Here is an 18,228-nt window from a genome sequence, read left to right as displayed (position 1 = left end):
CGGAGAAACCGAATAACGTCGTCTTTTAAATACGTTTTTTTACTTTTTCTAAGAAAGGCTAGTTTTTCAGTGGCCTCCGTATAGCGCCGGGGGCTGCTGTATCCTAGTACAATGTCATGTACTGATCTCTTTCCCATTCGTGGACCTGGGTGCGGTAGATGTCCCATTCGATTTCCTTCAGCTCGTAGAAGTGGGCCAGGGCGTGTTCGCCGAGGGCTTCTGTGATCACGTGGCTGCGGATCATTTCGTTCAGGGCTTCCTTCAGATCGGCTGGAAGACTTGGGATGCCTTCTTCGATCCGCTCTTCTTCGGACATCACATAGATGTTACGATCGATAGGAGCCGGAAGATCCAGCTGACGCTTGATTCCATCCAGACCTGCCTTCAGCATAACAGCGAGTGCAAGGTAAGGGTTAGCCGCAGGGTCCGGGTTACGAACCTCAACGCGTGTGCTGAGTCCTCTCGAAGCCGGAATACGGATCATCGGGCTACGGTTACTTGCAGACCAGGCTACATAACAAGGGGCTTCATAACCAGGCACCAGACGTTTGTAAGAGTTGACCGTCGGGTTAGTGATCGCTGCAAAAGCACGTGCGTGCTTCAGAATTCCCGCCATGTAATAACGGGCAGTCTTGCTAAGTCCCAGCTTATCGCTCTCATCGTAGAACATATTCTCTTTGCCTTTGAACAGGGATTGGTGAGCGTGCATACCAGATCCGTTCATACCGAACAGCGGTTTAGGCATAAAGGTTGCATGCAGGCCGTGATGGCGGGCTACCGTCTTCACGACAAGCTTGAAGGTCTGAATCTGATCCGCTGCCTTGATGGCATCGGCATATTTGAAGTCAATTTCATGCTGGCCGGAAGCTACTTCATGGTGGGAGGCTTCAATTTCAAAGCCCATCTCTTCCAATGTCAATACGATTTCGCGGCGGCAGTTCTCCCCAAGATCCATCGGCGCCAGATCGAAATAACCACCCTGGTCATTCAGCTCTGTAGTCGGATTGCCCTTCTCATCTGTTCTGAACAGGAAGAATTCCGGCTCCGGTCCAACATTCATAGCTGTGAAGCCCATTTCTTCCGCTTCCTGCAGACAACGCTTGAGGATACCACGCGGGTCTCCGGCAAACGGTGTGCCATCCGGCATGTACACATCACAAATCAGACGTGCCACACGGCTGTCAGTCACCCAAGGGAAGATAACCCAGGTGCTCAGGTCCGGATACAGATACATGTCGGATTCTTCAATCCGCACATAACCTTCGATGGAAGAGCCATCGAACATCATTTTATTGTCGAGTGCTTTTTCAAGCTGGCTTACCGGAATCTCTACATTCTTGATCGTTCCCAGCAAATCGGTGAATTGCAGGCGAATAAACCGGACGTTCTCGTCCTTGGAAATGCGCAGAATATCCTCTTTAGTAAAGCTCACGTTACCCTCTCCCTTTCAACAGCTCTATATTATTTATTAAAAAACCGGGATAGCTCACCTTGAATTAGAGACACTTGTCCCGGTCTTTTACCGGAAACCAGCTCCTGCTTCAGCAGACGGTGAAGCTGCGAATCAGACAACTCTCTACGTCTCACCTCTGTGTCAGGGGTAATAACCGTAGCTTCTTCAGATTCCTTCGAGACAGGATTCATCACCTGCTTAATGCCGGCAATATTAACACCCTTCTCAATCAACGCCTTGATCTCAAGCAGACGTTCCACATCATTAAAAGAGAACAAACGCTGGTTGCCGGAGGTACGCGCAGGTACGATCAGGCTGTGCTGCTCATAATAACGAATTTGTCTGGCGGATAGATCTGTTAACTTCATTACGATTCCAATAGGAAATAATGCCATATTTCTGCGGATTTCATCACCCATGACTCATCCAACCTTCCAATGATCTTTTTCTCATCTCATTGTACATTTCCTTATATGGCGTGTCAATGGTATGTGAGTTTTTCTCACAAGATTTCTTTCACCCTTTGTGAGATTAACAGATCAAAGTGTCAAATGCATGGGATTGAGTTCCTCGAAGTATATCACAAAGAGCAATCCGCAGGCAAAATCCGCCCCCTTAACGGAGGCTTCAGCTTCGATGACGAAACAGGTGATTTGCGGGGGCCTTAAAGGCTTACTGTACATGCTTCATGGCATGTCATGCTTCAACGATCCATTCCCCTTCTCCAGCCGGAGTCTCGAATCCGTTCAGGAAGCGGGTCAGAATCTCCTCGGTAATGGTGAATGCCGCATTGGCATCCATCCGTTCGCTCCTCAGCAGGAGCCGGTGCCGTAACTCTTCAGGCTGTACCTTGAGGAAGATCACAGCCCATTTCCCGCCATGGTCTTCGATCAGCTGCTTGTAATCATCCCGGCGCTGCCGCTGCCAGAAGCTGAAATCCACCACCACATGACGCTTCGCCTGAACCAGCTGCACCAGCTCTTTGCGCAGCTTGCGTTCCGACTGTTCCTTCAAGGATTCGTACTCCTCCTCAGGATAATCTATCCCGTAGCGGCCATACGTACTCCAGATATCCTCATCGATGGACAGCCGGACGAACCCCTCATGCTCCAGCTTAAGCGCAAAAGTCGTTTTGCCCGAACCCGCTACTCCGCACATCATGACGACTAGTGGAGCCTTGTCGGCACTCCTTTTCTGCAACAATCCCTCGATTGCTTCTGCTTCGTACATCGGCCTCTGCCTCCTATGTGTTCGAGAACTACAGCAGCTTGCGCTCCCTCATGCTCTGAAGAGCCATTAACACGCCGTATTTGACATGAGAATAGGTTAATCCTCCCTGCATGTATCCGATATACGGTGCGCGGATGGGCGCGTCGGCTGACAGCTCCAGGCTTCCGCCCTGGATGAAGGTCCCGGCAGCCATGATGACTGGATGCTCATACCCCGGCATGTCCCAAGGCTCAGGCACGACGTGGCTGTCTACCGCTGCTGCGCGCTGGATACCTTGTACGAAGGCAATCAGATGCTCGGGTCCGTCAAAAGCCACCGCCTGAATCAGATCCGTACGCGGCTCATGCCAGGCAGGCTTGGTAGTGAAGCCGCAGCGCTGGAATACCGCCGCAGCGAAAATACTGCCCTTCACGGCTTGTCCCACCGTATGCGGGGCCATGAACAGGCCTTGATACAGGCCGCGCGTCGTGCCGAGCATCGCCCCTACCTCGCCGCCGATGCCAGGGGCTGTCAGGCGGTAGGCCGCCAGCTCCACCAGCCCTGCACGGCCGCAGATATAACCGCCGGTCTCAGCGATTCCTCCGCCGGGATTCTTGATCAGCGAACCGGCGACCAGATCAGCGCCTACCTGCGGCGGCTCCAGCGTCTCGGTGAACTCACCGTAGCAATTATCCACGAATACGATTATATCCGGCTTAATGGCTTTTACCCGCGCTGCCATCTCTCCAATCTCTGCGACCGTGAAGGACGAACGCCAGTCATAGCCGCGCGAACGCTGGATTCCGATGACCTTGGTCTTGTCATTTATCGCTAAGGCGACCTCCTCCCAGTCAACCTTCCCCTCTTCTGTCAGTGCTGTCTCCCGGTAGCCGATGCCGAAATCTGCCAGAGAGCCTGTCCCGTCTCCCGGCTTCCCAACTACCTTATGCAGCGTATCATAAGGGCGTCCTGTAATGTATAGAAGCTCATCTCCGGGCCGTAGCACACCGAATAGAGCAGTAGATATGGTATGAGTTCCTGAAGCGAAATGCGGCCGGACTAGCGCCGCTTCCGCACCGAATACTTCGGCATAGACCAGATCCAGCACCTCGCGCCCCCGGTCGTTGTAGGCATATCCGGTAGAACCCGCGAAGTGAAAATCACTCACATGCTGTCGCTGAAAGGCTTCGATCACCTTCCACTGATTATGATCCACAATCCGGTCCAGCGCCTTGACCGCACTTTCGATTTCTAGCTCTGCAGCTTCCGCCGCTTGTAATAAATCCTCTGCAAATCCTGCCATGTCCCCTTCATCTCTCCTAACATTCTGTATAATGATGTCCTGCTTATGCATCAGGCACAACCCGCACAGCAAAGCCTGCCTGGATCAGCATCCAAAGCAGACTGTTGCAATGCGGGGATATAGATGCTTCATCTCTAACCAGCCGAGTCAGTCCAAACGGGTTCAGATAAGCAATTATTGCGGCTCCACGAATTCAGCCAGCTTGTAGCTCCATTTATCGTAGTCCTCTTTATTCAGCCTCACGTTATAGAGTACATCGCTTCCGTCATAATCCTGTTCAAGCACCTCGCCCACCCGGTAGAGCAGAGAGGACAGATCCCCGCGGTCACCGGGAATGCGGAAGATTAGAGTATCCCCAGCCAGCTGATCGTTGATGATCTCCGTGATCCGTGAGAGGTCCTCCTCATTAAAAGCACTGATCTTCAGGAAGCCTTCACCGGTCGGGAGCATCTCCAGCTGCTCCGGCTGACACAGATCGATTTTGTTGAACAATACGATCTGCGGCTTGCCTGCCGCGCCCAGATCCTGCAGAATCGTCTGAACGACCTCCATCTGCTCCTCACGCATCGGAGAAGAGGAATCCACCACATGCAGCACCAGATTGGCTTCATTGACTTCCTCCAGCGTAGCGCGGAAGGAGGCTACTAGATCATGCGGCAGATTCTGAATGAAGCCGACGGTATCCGTAAGCACGACCTCTTTGCCGCCTGGAAGCTGAAGCACACGTGAGGTAGGGTCAAGAGTAGCGAACAATTGGTTCTCGATGTAGACATCGGCATCGGTCAGCTGCTTCAGCAGCGTGGATTTGCCCGCGTTGGTATAGCCTACCAGTGCCACCTGAACCGCACCGCTCTTGCGGCGGTGTTCACGGTGCAGCTCACGGGTCTTGACCACCTCATCCAGCTGGCGCTTCAGCTCTGTAATCCGCTCACGGATATGCCGGCGGTCCGTCTCCAGCTTGCTCTCTCCGGGACCTCTCGTACCGATTCCGCCACCCTGACGCGACAGATTCTTGCCTTGTCCGGACAGGCGCGGCAGCAGATAAGACAGCTGGGCCAGCTCTACCTGGATGATCCCTTCACGGGTCTTCGCGCGTCCGGCGAAGATATCGAGAATCAGCTGCGTACGGTCAATGATTTTGAGATCCAGCGCCTCTTCCAGATTACGCACCTGCGCCCCTGACAGCTCCTGATCGAAGATCGCGGTATTCGCGCCAAGCCCGTCAGCGGCCATCCGGAGCTCCTCCACCTTGCCTTTACCGATAAACCACCTGGAATCCGGCGTCTCCTTATTCTGCCGCAGTACATCCAGCACTTCTACTCCAGCGGTCTCTGCTAATTGTACAAGCTCCTGGAGCGATAGCTCAGGGTCGATCCCGGTACGTTTGATCTTGTCAGTCACCAGACTGACAAGAATCGCCCGGTCCTGCACTTCTGTCTCTGTGTCATGTGTTGTAGTTGCCATTCATTCCATGCTCCTCATCTATTCTTCCTGGACTATCCTTTGAAATCCTCGGTCCGCAGCGTCATCAGCTCCTGCTTGCCCGGACTTGTACTCTCATACCGGTTCAAGAGCCGCACAGCCTGTGCGCGTACCGCCTTCTCAATACTGTTGCGTACATATCTTGCATTGCTGAAAGCATGCAGACTCTCTGTCTTCTCCATAAGCAAATGCTGCTTGAGTCTGAGTATGGCCTGCGGCATCAAAATATAATCACGGTCCTTGGCCATCAGCTCGGCAATCTGCAGCAGCTGGTCGATGGTATAATCGGGAAATTCAACCTGGATCGGAAACCGCGAGGGCAGACCCGGATTACTCATCAGAAAATAGTCAATCTCGCCGGAATACCCGGCCAGAATCAGGACAAACTGGCTGCGGTGGTCCTCCATCGATTTGACCAGCGTGTCGATGGCCTCCTTGCCGAAATCCTTGTCTCCGCCACGGGCCAGACTGTAAGCTTCGTCGATGAAGAGGATACCGCCGAGCGCTTTTTTCACCAGATCCCGCGTCTTCTGGGCAGTATGTCCGATATATTCGCCTACCAGATCTGCGCGCTCTACTTCAATCAGATGCCCTTTACTGAGCACACCCATCCGCTGGAACAGCTTCGCCACAATCCGTGCAACCGTAGTTTTGCCAGTCCCCGGATTGCCCTTGAATACCATATGGTAGGCCTGGCCTCCGGTGGCAAGTCCGGCTTCACTGCGCATTTGGGCCACCTGCAGCAGGGCATAGATCTCGAAGACCAGCTCTTTGATGTTATCCAGACCTACAAGTGCATCCAGCTCCCGGCTCAGCTCCTGGAACAGTCCGCTATGGCTGCCGGGCTTGGGAGCTGCCGTGCCGCCTGCGCTATCAGCCGGCAAGCCGGACACCGGGGCCGGGGCCTGATTATTCAGCACAATGTTAATCTGCCTGGACGGTCTGCGTTCTTCCCGTCCGCTGCTTGCCGCCGCTACATGTCCGTTCACCTAGTTCACCTCATTATACAGGTCTGACTTGCTCTAACCAGTCTATTCCAGTATAAAAGGCGTTATTAGCAGTTTTGGAAATTAGCAGATTTACAGCGACAGCTCCTGCAATTTCCATTTGGTGTAGGCCAGAATCTCGCGGGACTTATACTTAAGCATTGACATCACTTTAGACTCCGTGACGCCAAGCTCCGGGTTCTTATACCCCAGCTTACGCGCAGTCTCCAAGGCGCGGCGGCCATGAAAATCATGGGTAATCACGACAGCTGAAGACAATCCCTCCTGCTGCATGACTGTCTTGCTGAACAGCAGGTTCTCGTAAGTGCTGGTAGACTGGTCCTCCAGATAGATCACCTTGTCAGGTACTCCATGGGCAACCAGATACCTCTGCATGCCTTCGGCTTCCGTGTACTTATACTCCGGCTGATCCAGCCCTCCAGAGACAACAAAATGGCTGAATGCACCAGCATTATACAGCTCAAGCGCATAATCCAGCCGTTCCTTCAGCCCGGGGCTCGGTTCATCGCCCCACATCGACATCCCCAGAATAACTCCGGCGTCCGCCTTCACCATGGGCGAGGTGGTTGCTGCACTGTTAATTCTGTTAAAGACTACTCCGCACCAGATGAATCCGGCCACAATCAGTACCAGCAGCGAGACCAGCAGCACCCTCTTCGTGCGGTGGCGGCGCTTGCGCGACACTTTGCGGATCGGGGATGAACCCCGTTGGTAGACATACCAATCCATGATCTACTTCCTCCTAAATTCTCCGTGATGAAACAATTCGGCACGATGCTTCAGTGAAAGGGAGAAATACGGAAAGGCATGAGCGTCTATCGCACGCAGAATTGAATTGGCTGTTGACCAGGCTAACTGATAATCACTGTCCGTGATATCTTCCCGCTCCAGCGCTTCCTCCAGCTCATCCTCATCCAGCAGAAATACTTCACCATTCCACAGCACTACAACATCCAGATACAGATCGTCGAACCAGGGAACCCCTTGATCGGTCACGCCCTGGACCTTGCAGGTGTCAATGTACCACTGCACAATATTTTGCCGTTCATCAAACATGGCCGTCACAATATAGTGGCTGTCCTTGGGAAAATACTGCAGCCATGAATATCCCTTGTCCGCAATGCGGTATGTATGCCTGCCGTAACTCTTCCATAGCGGCTCCTTCAGCCCGTATATAGTGTAGAGTGTGATATAACCGCTGAACTCCCGGGTCTCCACATAGCGGCAGGCAAAATGGCGGCGGGTAATCCTGCGCCAGTTGGCCCGGTCTCCGAATTTACGTTTCATATGAATAACCCTCTTCTGATAATGGTGCATTCAGCTTAACACATTTTGCAGAGACACTCAAAACAAGAAAACCCCGACATCCGGCAATTCTGCATAGCGCAGAGCTCCCGGAGCTGTCAGGGTAATCGTTAATGCTATGAATTTGACTTCAAGTCAGTCTAATGTACATTGCCGGGTCCTTCAACAAAACCGCTGCCCGGATCACTTGCCGGATCGGTTCCGGCATTCGGGTCAGGGATGATTCCAGGATCGACAGTACCGGTCGTCGCCTCCGGTGTCGGTAGTGGCTCTGCCGTGGCAGCCGCAGGCGGCGGTGTCATCTCAGGCGGGGTTGTGGCTGCTCCGCTGCCGTTATCCCCTCCTTGACCATTGCCGTTATTACCTGGACCGTGATTGCCTGGACCATTATTACCTGATCCGTTATTCCCAGGTCCATTGTCAGGCGGATTGCCGCCGTTCTCTCCATTTCCGGAATCGCCGCCGTTATCGGGGTTATCCGTAGGCAGATTCGGGTCAGGCGTCATCTCTGGCTCAGGGGTCTGAAGCTCATCCTGAACGGACACCGTTATAGTCTCAGAAGGCTCGCTCTCCTGATCTAGTTCCTGATAATATGCAGTAACATAATATTCGTAAGACAGTCCCGGCATCGCACTGATGTCCCCGATATTCGAGGCCATGGTGTTCATGAGCGGGGTGAAGTCTGCTTCAGACGTCTCGCGGCGGTAAATACGGTATTCTACACCGCTGGCCGCAGCAGGATTCCAGCTCATATTGACCGTCATCGTGGATGGATCATACGCAGCCTGGAAGCCCGTTACCGCCGATACCGCTTCAGGCGTCGGCGTAGCCTCTACCTCTACAGCAGCGCCCTTCGGTACCGGGAACTGCTTGGCAGGCACACCTTCGAGCGCCTTCTCCATGACCTTGCCCCAGAAGGCAGCGGCCAGCGGACTGCTGTTCTTCAGCAGATGGGTCTTGCTCGGCTTGTCGTAGCCCATCCATACCGCTGCCGTCCATTCCGGCGTATAGCCGACGAACCAGACATCACGGTTCGAGCTGATGCCCTTATATCCGCTTTGTGTTGTACCAGTCTTACCGGCTACCGGACGGTTAATTTTTGCTTTTTTACCTGTACCGTCCTGTACAACACGCTGCATCATCTCTGTCATCTGATAGGCCGTCTGTTCACTCATCACACGGTCTGCCTTGGTGTTCGCCTTGTAGACGGTCTTGTCATCAGCGTCAGCTATAGACTTGATGGAGTATGCCTCCCGCAGTTCTCCGCCATTGGCGAACGCACTGTAGGCCTGGGCCATCTCCATCGTGTTCGTTCCCTCACTCATCCCGCCGAGGGCGAGCGACAGGTTCTTGTCTTCATCCTTCAGGTTGATCCCCAGCTTCTTGGCGAACTGGAAGCCGGTATTTACACCGATCTCATTCAGCAGCCAGACCGCCGGAATATTCTCCGACTTCGTCAGCGCATCGCCCATGCTGATCGACTTCGAGTACCCGTGCAGATTGTTCGGACAATATTTGCCGAAGCACTGCTTCTCATTGCTCAGCATGGAATCATTCGTGAATTTGCCGGATTCCAGTGCCGGTGCATAGGATACCAGGGGCTTGAAGGCAGAACCCGGTGAGCGGCGGCTGCCGTCGATCCGGCTGTAGCCTTTTTTCTCATAATTACGTCCGCCCATCAAGGCTACAACGCTGCCATTCTCCTGATTCACAATGGTCATTGAGCCCTGAACCAGCTCATCGTCCACACTTTTCTCGAAGTTATCACTGTCGGCAAAAGCATCCTCGATCGTCTCCTGGGCATGCTTATCCATGGTTGTATAAATCTTATACCCGCCGATATTGAGATCATCCTCGGTCAGCCCGAATTTGTCCTCAGCCTCACCAATCGCATAATCAATGAATGCCTGGTAACGCTGCTTCTTCTCAGGCGGCTTGTAGTTGTAATCCACGGCCTTCGCTTCGTCCATCTGCTCCTTGGTAATCAGCTTCTGCTCATACATGAGTTGAAGCACTACGCCCCGGCGTTCCTTCGACAGCTCAGGGTTACGCAACGGATTATAGCGGGACGGCCCTTTGGGCATTGCAGCCAGAGTGGCTATTTCCCAAAGCTCAAGTTTATTCAGATCGCTTTCCCCGAAATAACGGATGGAAGCGGCCTTAATCCCATAAGTGGTTCCGCCGAACGGAATCCGGTTCAAATACATCGTGATAATACTCTCTTTGGATTCTTGCTTCTCCAGTGCAACGGCAATCGACACCTCGGTCGCCTTACGGAAGAAGGTCTTGTCGCGGTTCAGAAAGATGTTCTTCGCCAGTTGCTGGGTAATTGTACTCCCGCCTTCTACCATACTGCGGGCCGCAATATCCTTAACGGCCGCGCGTCCGATGGACCAGAGATCCACCCCGTTATGCTCGAAGAACCGTTTATCCTCGGTGGCTACGAATGCTTTAACCAGCATCTGGGGAAGATCCTCATATTCCACCGGATCGCTTTTCTCCAATGACAGCTCTCCGATCAGGTTCCGGTTCCGGTCAAAAATCTGTGTCGGCGGATTGATCGTCAGCTTGTCCCTGTTCTCATCCAGCAGCTTCTGCCCGTTCAGCATGATGAACAAATAACCGCCCAGCGCACAAAAAATAGCTAGCGCAACTGAAAAAAACAAACTCCACAGCACACGCTTTTTGGTTAAGAATCTTTTCTTTTTTTTCTTCGGCTTCCCTTGGGAGCTTGGCGGCTGACTTCCTCTGTTTCTGTTACCGCCGCTCCGGGTTAACTGGTCTCTGGACATGCTGCCTCCTGACTCCCTTAACGGAAAAAACGTAAATGATGTTCACGAATGAAAAGAACAACCTTCTCAGGTTGCTCTCTCGCACTCTCTATTCAAACGATTTATAAACAAAAAGGTTTCGCTTCAAGACGGTAAAATCTTAATTCTCGCTGTTATTGTCCTGCATCAGTGATACGCTTCGCTGCGGCGTAAATGTGGAGATCGCATGCTTGTACACCATCTGCTGGCGCCCGTCACTGTCGATGACAATGGTGAAGTTGTCGAACGCTTTGATAATTCCCCGGATTTGAAAGCCGTTGGTCAAATATACTGTAGCAGGGATATTCTCTTTGCGCAGCTGGTTCAAGAACGTATCTTGAATATTAATGGACTTGTTCATATGACGTACCCCCAATGGTTCAATTAGATTGTTCAGAAGTATATTCAAGACCTGTGAGAAACTTTCCTGCTATTATACCATTTAATTTTGCAAAATTCTCAGAAAAGTTTTGGCTCTCCAGAACGTCAATCCACTGAATCTCCTTCATGTGGCGAAACCATGACAACTGCCGCTTGGCAAACCGGCGGGTATCACGCTTCAGCAGCACCACGGCTTCCGCAAGCGTCATCTCCCCCTCCAGGTAGGCGGCAATTTCCTTGTAGCCCAGACCCTGCATAGACACAAGACTCCTGCCGTAGCCTTGATCCAGCAGCCGCTGCACCTCAGGCACGAGGCCCTCCGCCAGCATCTGATCGATTCGCTCTTCAATACGTTTATATAGTATTTTCCGGTCCATTGTCAAACCGATCAGGCATAATTCATAGGGAGACTCCTTGTTCTGGCCGGCCAGCGAGTCGGATAACGGGACGTTCGTCTGGTGAAAAATCTCCAGCGCGCGGATGATCCGCCTGCGGTCATTGGGATGCAGCCGCTCCGCACTGGCCGGGTCTACCGCTGCCAGACGGGCATGCAGGGCATCAGCCCCATGCTCCTCGGCGTAGGCCTCCTGCTGCTCGCGGAAAGCCTCGTCAGCCACCGCTTCGGAGAAGCGGAAGCCGTAGCATAACGACTCAATATACAGTCCAGTACCGCCCACAATAAAAGGCAGCTTGCCCCTCGCGCTGATCTCCTCAATGAGCCGTGCTCCCTGCTCCTGGAATTCAGCCGTGGAATAGGCATCCTGCGGATCATGAATATCAATCAGATGATGGGGAATGCCCTTCATCTCGGCAGGCGTGATCTTGGCCGTACCGATATCCATCCCGCGGTAGACCTGCATCGAATCCCCGGAGATGATCTCGGCTCCGTGAGCCTCGGCCAGCTCCAGACTCAGTCTGGTCTTGCCGACCGCTGTCGGACCCAGCAGTACAAGCACTTTGCGTTTCTTCTTAGTTGTCAATGGTAATCACCCCGTACGATGTTTTGGCATTGGCCCGCAGCAGCTCCTTGAAGCCCAGCCGGGTGAACTCTCCGCTCAGCGCCTTCTCCTTCAGCAGCACCGTCTTGCGCGCAACCCTGGTTGCCTCAGCCACGCTATCAGCTGACAATGCAGCAGGATTCGCGAATTGCCGCAGCGGCGAGATCGCCGCCGAATCCGTCAGCGGCACCCGGAACATCGGGTCGAAGTATACGATGTCGATGCTCTTGTCGGGCTGGGCCCGCAAATATTCCAGATGGTCCCCGTGCTGCACATCAATACGGCGCAGCGCCTCGTTCACCTTCAGCTGGCCGGACACATACCCGCTCATCCCTTCCAGCAGGAGAGCATACAACGGCAGCGAGCTCTCCAGTGCCGTCACCTTGGAGGTCTCCCCTCCGGTGACTGCGAACAGCAGCGAATCCGCTCCGAGTCCGGCCGTGCAGTCCAGCACGCTGTCGCCGGGGAGCATGCCTGCGGCATCGATCATAGGGTCCGGCTCGCCTCTTAAGATTCTTTTGGCGCGGACAAACCCCATGCTGGGATGGAATTCCATCGGCGGCATTCCCGGCGTAATCAGCCGGACGGCCTCCTGCAGAACCACCAGAATCTGTTCGTCCCCGTAATGCTCCACCAGCTTGCCCATTGAGAATTTCGCTCTCGGAGCATAGGCGCAGCCTGTGCGGTCCGCAAGCTCCCGGGCCCGGGCCACCACTTGCGGTATCGGGTCAAAGCCCGTCGTTATAATCATGTTGCCTCCGTTCTGCACTCTATAAATGTACAATATAGCCACTACATAACGCGCTTAAACAGCTTCTCCAGATCATAGGCCGAGAACGACACAACGATCGGGCGTCCATGCGGGCAGGTATAAGGCTGGCGGCAGGCCGCGAGCCGGGTGAGCAGCGATTCCACTTCCAGCTCTGTAAGCTTCTGGTTGGCTTTGATCGAAGCCTTGCAGGAGCAGAGAATGGAGGATTTCTCGCGCAGCTTGGCGAGGTCAATCGACCGTTCGCTCAGCACCCACTCGGCCATCTCTTCAATTACCGCCTTTTCGTCCCCTTCCGGGAACCAGTACGGCAGAGAACGGACCAGGAAGGTCTGTCCGCCAAAATGCTCAAGCACAACCCCCGCCTGCTCGAACCAGTGCAGCCGTTCGCTAAGCTGCCTGCTTTCCGAAGGCGTAAACTCCAGCGTAATCGGCAGCAAGAGCTCCTGTGAGGCATCTTCAGGCTTGCCGAATTTCTCATAATAAAATTCATAATTCACCCGCTCATGTGCAGCGTGCTGGTCAATCAAATACAGCCCGCTGTCATTCTGGGCGATAATATAGGTTCCGTGATGCTGGCCGATATAATTCAGCTCGGGAAACTGTGGAAGACCGGAGCCGGTCTGCTCCGCAGGTGCGTATAGCTCCCCGGCCGCCTGCGGCTGCCCCCGGCCAGCCATAGCTGCCTGTGGGCGGTAGCTGTCGCGGGGGCCGGAGGACGGCTGGCGGTATGAACCCTGAGTGGCGTTCCCGCCGCTGTATGCAGCGGCCGTCTCTCTGGCCTGCTGCTCCTGTGCATTGCTGCCGCTATAAGGCTGGGTATTCCCGGATGCTTGGGCAGCAGCATAAGATCCTCCAGCGGCAGGGCCGGTTAATGGACCAGCGCTGCCAGAGAACGGAGCGCCGCCCCCTCCGCTGGAAGGCAGCTGGTTGCCCGCTGCGACGCCAGCATCCCCAGGCATTCCCTGGCCGTAGCTGCGCGGATCTGCTGACTTGTCCGCACCGCCCGCTTCCGTGCCTTGCTGAATACTGCCCGGAGCTGCGCCTTTGGAGAAGGCGAATTGCTCCTGAATGAAGGAGCTGCTGTTCTTGCCGCCGATGATCTCCTTGGTGGGGCGCGGAATCAGGCTCTGGCCCATCAGCAGCGAGCGGAGCTGCTGCTCTATGAACCCGTACAGCTCGGGTTCCTTGCTGAAGCGTACTTCAAGCTTGGCCGGATGCACGTTGACATCCACCAGCGACGGGTGCATCTCCAGCTTCAGGATCAGCAGCGGATAACGGTTAATCGGCAGCAGCGTATGGTAAGCGCGCATGATGGCCGCGTTCAGCCCGTTGCTGCGGATGTAACGTCCCCCGACCAGCGTCGTCACCGCATTGCGGTTCGAGCGTGTCCACTCGGGACGGCTGATATAGCCGGAGATCCGGAAGTCCGGATCTTCCGCCGACACCGGGAGCATAGCCTTGGCGGCTGAGGTGCCATACACAGCGGCAATTACCTGCAGCAGGTCTCCATTGCCCAACGTATGCAGCAATTGATTGCTGTTATGTTGCAGGGTGAAGGAGATATCCGGATGGGCCAAGGCCATCCGGTACATGGCATCCGAGATATGGCCCAGCTCGGTCTGGATGCTCTTCATATACTTCAGGCGTGCAGGCGTATTATAGAATAACTCCCGCACGGTGAGGTCGCTGCCCTTGCCTGAAGCTGCATCTTCATTACGGATGAGCCTTCCGCCCTCGATGTCCAGCACCCGCCCTTTACCATCGTCTCCGCTTGCGGTCAGCAGTGTCAGCTTCGATACCGCCGCGATACTCGCCAGCGCTTCTCCCCGGAAGCCGAGGCTTGTGATCAGGAAGAGATCACGGCCGCTGGCAATTTTGCTCGTGGCATGGCGGTAGAAGGCGGTCTCGCAATCCTCCGGCTCGATCCCCGAGCCGTTATCCTTCACCCGGATGCTCTGCAGTCCCCCCTCTTCCACAGAGACTTCAATGCGGGTGCTTCCCGCATCGATTGCATTCTCGACCAGCTCCTTCACTACAGAAGCAGGACGCTCGACTACCTCCCCGGCAGCAATCTGGTTGGCAATATGCTCATCCAGCACATGAATTTTAGCCATATTCGTTCACCCCGCATTGATTTATTGTATAGATCATATTGAACATTAACGGACTGTAAAAACCTTATTTGAACAAGTAGAAATGGCTTTGCCGTCCTTAAAGGACGGTACCGTTTCAGGAACAAAATCACCCTAACGGATGAATAAGATTACCTTCACGCGAGCACAATGTATGCTGTTTTTCACATACATTCAGGCTGTGTGCCTGCTTGCGAGTATAACGTATGCTGTTTTTCACATACATTTGGTCCTTATTCCACTGAACTACAGCTCCCTTGCCTTCAGCTTCAGCTCATTCAGCAGGCCCATCGCCTGCAGCGGGGTCATGTTCATCAGATCCGCGCCTTGCACGGCGTTGATTAACTCTTTGAGCAGCGGATTGTCTTTGACAGCAGGCATCACTGCTGCTCCCTTGCGGTTCTTGCGCGGCTCTTCCTCGCCAAAAATAGACAGCTGCACCACTTCATTGTCCTCTTCCTCTATAGAAGAAGCAAGGGATACGGCAGCCTCCCGCTGTCCGGCAGCCATAGAAGCTGCTGCTTCGGAATACGGGTCCGAATGTGCTAGAGCTTGTGTGGTACGTTCAGACGAATAGGACTGGCTGCCTGCGGCAGCTCCTTCTCCGGCATCCGGCGTCTGCGTTGTGGTAGCCTGATTCTCCTGTATAACCGTTCCGCTCCCGCTCCGGTCACTGTAACCCGTGCCGTAATTCAGCGCTGCGGCGCCTGGCGGAGAAGCCTGCTCAATGCTCTGGAGCAGCCCGTAGGCCCGGTCAATAATCCCTTCGGGCAATCCGGCCAGCCTTGCACAATAGATCCCGTAGCTGCTGTCCGCAGCTCCCGGCACAAGCTTGCGGAGGAAGTTCACCTTGTCGCCGCTCTCCTGGACCGCCATCGAATAATTCCGCAGACCGCTAAGGCTCTGCTCCAAATGGGCCAGTTCATGGAAATGTGTGGATACCAGTGCCTTGCAGGCAATGGTATCATGCACATATTCGATCACCGCCTGGGCAATCGCCATCCCCTCACTGGTCGAGGTCCCCCGGCCCAGCTCGTCGATGATGATCAGGCTGCGGGCGGTCGCTTTCTCGGTCATGACCTGAATGTCAGCCATCTCGACCATGAACGTACTCTGGCCGCCGATCAGGTCATCCGCTGCACCGATCCGCGTGAAGATGCGGTCGATCAGTGCTACCTCGGCGCTGGCTGCAGGCACGAAGCAGCCAATCTGGGCCATGATGCAGATGAGCGCCACCTGGCGCATATACGTGCTTTTGCCGGCCATGTTCGGCCCTGTAATCAGCAGGATATTGCCTTCGTCCTTGCTGAGTGTGCTGCCGTTGGCAATAAACGCCGAATCCTTCAGCACCGCCTCCACGACCGGATGGCGTCCACCTTCAACCCGCAGATCATAGCTGTCGGACAGCTTCGGCTTCACGAACCGGTGCTCCGCGCTGACCGCGGCGAGGCACTGATACACATCAATCTCCGCCACCTTCTCGGCCAGCGCCTGCAGGCGCGGAACCTGGCTGCTGATCCGCTCGCGCAGCTCGGTGAACAGACTATATTCCAGATCTGTCATCTTATCCTGGGCTTCCAGGATCAGGGCTTCCTTCTCCTTCAGCTCAGGAGTGACATAACGCTCGGCATTGGCCAGTGTCTGCTTGCGCTCATAACGGCCTTCCGGCAGCGAGGACAGATTGGAGCGGGTAATTTCTATATAGTAACCGAAAATTTTGTTATAGCCGATCTTGAGGGATTTGATCCCTGTCACCTGACGTTCCTTCGCTTCAAGCTCGGCAATCCAGCGCTTGCCGCTGCTGCTGGCTTCCCGTAGCTCGTCCAGACGCTCATGGTAGCCCGCGCGGATGATTCCGCCGTCACGCACGGACACCGGCGCATCCTCCACAATCGCCCGTTCAATATCCTCACGAAGCTCCGCGCATTCATCCATAGACGCGCCGATCTCCCTTAAGGTAGAGGAGCCGGAGGTCAGGCACATCTCCTTCAGCGCAGGAATCTGGGTCAGGGACAGTCTGAGTGCGTTCATATCGCGCCCGTTCGCGCTGCCGAAGGCAATCCGCCCGACCAGCCGTTCCAGATCGTAGATCTCCTTCAGCGCCCCGCGCAGATCCTCGCGGACGATGAATTGGTTATACAGATAGTCGACGGCTTCCAGACGGCGCTCAATCGGCGCGCGCTGCAAGAGCGGCTTATCAATCCGGCGGCGCAGCAGGCGTCCGCCCATCGAGGTCTCGGTGCGGTCCAGGAGCCAGAGCAGCGAGCCTTTTTTGGAGCGTTCCCTCACAGTCTCGGTCAGCTCCAGATTCCGCCGGGTGAACGGATCGAGAATCATATAATTCCCCGGCTCGTAAGGCGAGATCTGGGTAAGCTGTCCCAGTGAACGCCGCTGGGTCTCGCTGAAATAGGAGATCAGCAGCGCCAGCACACGGCCGCGCTCCTTCTCCAGCCGGACCCAGGCCGCTTCGCCGAACTGCCGGCGGGCCAGCGCTTCCTCCTGCTTGTCCCACGGCGTATAGACCACAGGCTTGGCCAGCAGGGAAGCTTCACTGCGCAGCTCCTCCAGCAGGGCTGAATCCCCGATAATCTCCGCAGGCTCGTAGATGCCAATCTCATCGCGCAGCCACTCAGTGCTTGAGAGAACCGATGTGACATACAGCTCACCTGTCGTCAAATCGCAGGCGGCCAGCGCCATCATCCCGTCCTCCTCTGTTACGCAGACGAGGTAGTTGTTGCTTTTGTCCGAAATAATCTTGCCGTCCATCACCGTACCCGGTGTTACGACCCGGACGATATCACGGCGGACCATCCCTTTAGTCACCGCAGGATCATCCAGCTGCTCGCAGATCGCGACCTTGTAGCCCTTCTCGATCAGTCGCTGTATGTACCCCTCGGCGGCATGATACGGCACTCCGCACATTGGAATTTTCTCGCCCACTCCGCCGTCGCGGCCTGTTAATGTAATCTCAAGCTCTTTGGATGCCAAGAGGGCATCCTCGAAGAACATTTCATAGAAATCGCCCAGACGAAAGAAAAGGAAAGCGTCTTTAGCCCCCTCCTTAACTTTGAGATACTGCTGAATCATCGGCGTATAATTTGCCATCGTCTACCTCCATACCTACTTCATACTGTTCTCTATTATAGCAGAAACTCCGCTCCCCGGGTTACCCCCGGCACGCCCGCAGCGTGTGCTAAAAGTTGGTCGGGGTGTTCTGGGGGATGGGGACGGGTTGGCGCGTGGGGGATTAGGGGTTAGTGAGAAGGAGTGTCAAGTGTGCGTGTGGGAGATGTATGGGTCTGGGGTGGGAGGAATGTGGAGATGTTGGGGCGGGTGTAAGGGCGGGTTGAGGCGGGATGCTGGGGCGGGGGGAGGG

General features: G+C 54.8%; 14 protein-coding genes. All 14 read right to left on the bottom strand.

The annotated features are described in order from the left end of the window. Positions 1-103 precede the first annotated feature (103 nt). Positions 104-1,432, bottom strand: a complete 1,329-nt coding sequence (gene glnA, locus C173_RS10540; RefSeq protein WP_036724635.1) for a type I glutamate--ammonia ligase — start codon at positions 1,430-1,432, stop codon at positions 104-106. 29 nt (positions 1,433-1,461) lie between these two features. After that, on the bottom strand, positions 1,462-1,872 hold the full coding sequence (locus tag C173_RS10535) for a MerR family transcriptional regulator (RefSeq protein WP_019910684.1): 411 nt from the start codon (positions 1,870-1,872) through the stop codon (positions 1,462-1,464). A 277-nt stretch (positions 1,873-2,149) separates the two neighbouring features. Beyond that, positions 2,150-2,683, bottom strand: a complete 534-nt coding sequence (locus C173_RS10530; protein ID WP_036724634.1) for an AAA family ATPase — start codon at positions 2,681-2,683, stop codon at positions 2,150-2,152. Positions 2,684-2,711: 28 nt separating this feature from the next. Further along, complete coding sequence (locus C173_RS10525) at positions 2,712-3,965, bottom strand: methionine gamma-lyase family protein (RefSeq protein WP_036724632.1); 1,254 nt, start codon at positions 3,963-3,965, stop codon at positions 2,712-2,714. Positions 3,966-4,139: 174 nt separating this feature from the next. Next, complete coding sequence (gene hflX / locus C173_RS10520) at positions 4,140-5,429, bottom strand: GTPase HflX (RefSeq protein ID WP_036724631.1); 1,290 nt, start codon at positions 5,427-5,429, stop codon at positions 4,140-4,142. A gap of 32 nt (positions 5,430-5,461) precedes the next feature. Next, positions 5,462-6,436 carry an AAA family ATPase gene (locus C173_RS10515; protein WP_036724629.1) on the bottom strand — a complete coding sequence of 325 codons (975 nt, stop codon included), beginning with the start codon at positions 6,434-6,436 and terminating at the stop codon, positions 5,462-5,464. Between the two features lie 90 nt (positions 6,437-6,526). Then, positions 6,527-7,183 carry a YdcF family protein gene (locus C173_RS10510; protein WP_036724627.1) on the bottom strand — a complete coding sequence of 219 codons (657 nt, stop codon included), beginning with the start codon at positions 7,181-7,183 and terminating at the stop codon, positions 6,527-6,529. Between the two features lie 3 nt (positions 7,184-7,186). After that, on the bottom strand, positions 7,187-7,741 hold the full coding sequence (locus C173_RS10505; RefSeq protein WP_036724625.1) for a DUF402 domain-containing protein: 555 nt from the start codon (positions 7,739-7,741) through the stop codon (positions 7,187-7,189). 158 nt (positions 7,742-7,899) lie between these two features. Beyond that, on the bottom strand, positions 7,900-10,551 hold the full coding sequence (locus C173_RS10500; protein WP_036724624.1) for a penicillin-binding protein 1A: 2,652 nt from the start codon (positions 10,549-10,551) through the stop codon (positions 7,900-7,902). A gap of 139 nt (positions 10,552-10,690) precedes the next feature. Continuing rightward, on the bottom strand, positions 10,691-10,930 hold the full coding sequence (hfq, locus tag C173_RS10495; protein WP_036724623.1) for an RNA chaperone Hfq: 240 nt from the start codon (positions 10,928-10,930) through the stop codon (positions 10,691-10,693). A gap of 19 nt (positions 10,931-10,949) precedes the next feature. Beyond that, the gene (miaA, locus tag C173_RS10490) at positions 10,950-11,930 is read right to left on the bottom strand and encodes a tRNA (adenosine(37)-N6)-dimethylallyltransferase MiaA (RefSeq protein WP_036724622.1); all 981 of its coding nucleotides are present in this window, start codon (positions 11,928-11,930) and stop codon (positions 10,950-10,952) included. After that, positions 11,920-12,699: a class I SAM-dependent methyltransferase gene (locus C173_RS10485; RefSeq protein WP_036724621.1), complete on the bottom strand. Its 780-nt coding sequence runs from the start codon at positions 12,697-12,699 to the stop codon at positions 11,920-11,922. The genes miaA and C173_RS10485 overlap by 11 nt, the downstream gene beginning before the upstream one ends. A 41-nt stretch (positions 12,700-12,740) precedes the next feature. Continuing rightward, positions 12,741-14,834 (bottom strand): DNA mismatch repair endonuclease MutL, encoded by a 2,094-nt coding sequence (mutL, locus tag C173_RS10480; RefSeq protein WP_036724618.1) that lies wholly within the window; start codon positions 14,832-14,834, stop codon positions 12,741-12,743. Positions 14,835-15,098: 264 nt separating this feature from the next. Continuing rightward, positions 15,099-17,957, bottom strand: a complete 2,859-nt coding sequence (mutS, locus tag C173_RS10475) for a DNA mismatch repair protein MutS (protein ID WP_036724616.1) — start codon at positions 17,955-17,957, stop codon at positions 15,099-15,101. Between the last annotated feature and the right edge of the window lie 271 nt (positions 17,958-18,228).

The sequence above is a fragment of the Paenibacillus sp. FSL R7-277 genome (genome assembly GCF_000517965.1).
Lineage (GTDB): Bacteria > Bacillota > Bacilli > Paenibacillales > Paenibacillaceae > Paenibacillus_AQ > Paenibacillus_AQ silagei.
Note: the sequence above shows the minus strand (reverse complement) of the source record. Positions and strands in the feature narration are given on the sequence as shown.

Coding starts and splice junctions, on each gene's coding strand:
- C173_RS10535 (WP_019910684.1), bottom strand. CDS start 1,872: ATGGGTGATGAAATCCGCAGAAATATGGCATTATTTCCTATTGGAATC.
- C173_RS10530 (WP_036724634.1), bottom strand. CDS start 2,683: ATGTACGAAGCAGAAGCAATCGAGGGATTGTTGCAGAAAAGGAGTGCC.
- C173_RS10525 (WP_036724632.1), bottom strand. CDS start 3,965: ATGGCAGGATTTGCAGAGGATTTATTACAAGCGGCGGAAGCTGCAGAG.
- hflX (WP_036724631.1), bottom strand. CDS start 5,429: ATGGCAACTACAACACATGACACAGAGACAGAAGTGCAGGACCGGGCG.
- C173_RS10510 (WP_036724627.1), bottom strand. CDS start 7,183: ATGGATTGGTATGTCTACCAACGGGGTTCATCCCCGATCCGCAAAGTG.
- C173_RS10505 (WP_036724625.1), bottom strand. CDS start 7,741: ATGAAACGTAAATTCGGAGACCGGGCCAACTGGCGCAGGATTACCCGC.
- C173_RS10500 (WP_036724624.1), bottom strand. CDS start 10,551: ATGTCCAGAGACCAGTTAACCCGGAGCGGCGGTAACAGAAACAGAGGA.
- hfq (WP_036724623.1), bottom strand. CDS start 10,930: ATGAACAAGTCCATTAATATTCAAGATACGTTCTTGAACCAGCTGCGC.
- C173_RS10485 (WP_036724621.1), bottom strand. CDS start 12,699: ATGATTATAACGACGGGCTTTGACCCGATACCGCAAGTGGTGGCCCGG.
- mutL (WP_036724618.1), bottom strand. CDS start 14,834: ATGGCTAAAATTCATGTGCTGGATGAGCATATTGCCAACCAGATTGCT.
- mutS (WP_036724616.1), bottom strand. CDS start 17,957: ATGGCAAATTATACGCCGATGATTCAGCAGTATCTCAAAGTTAAGGAG.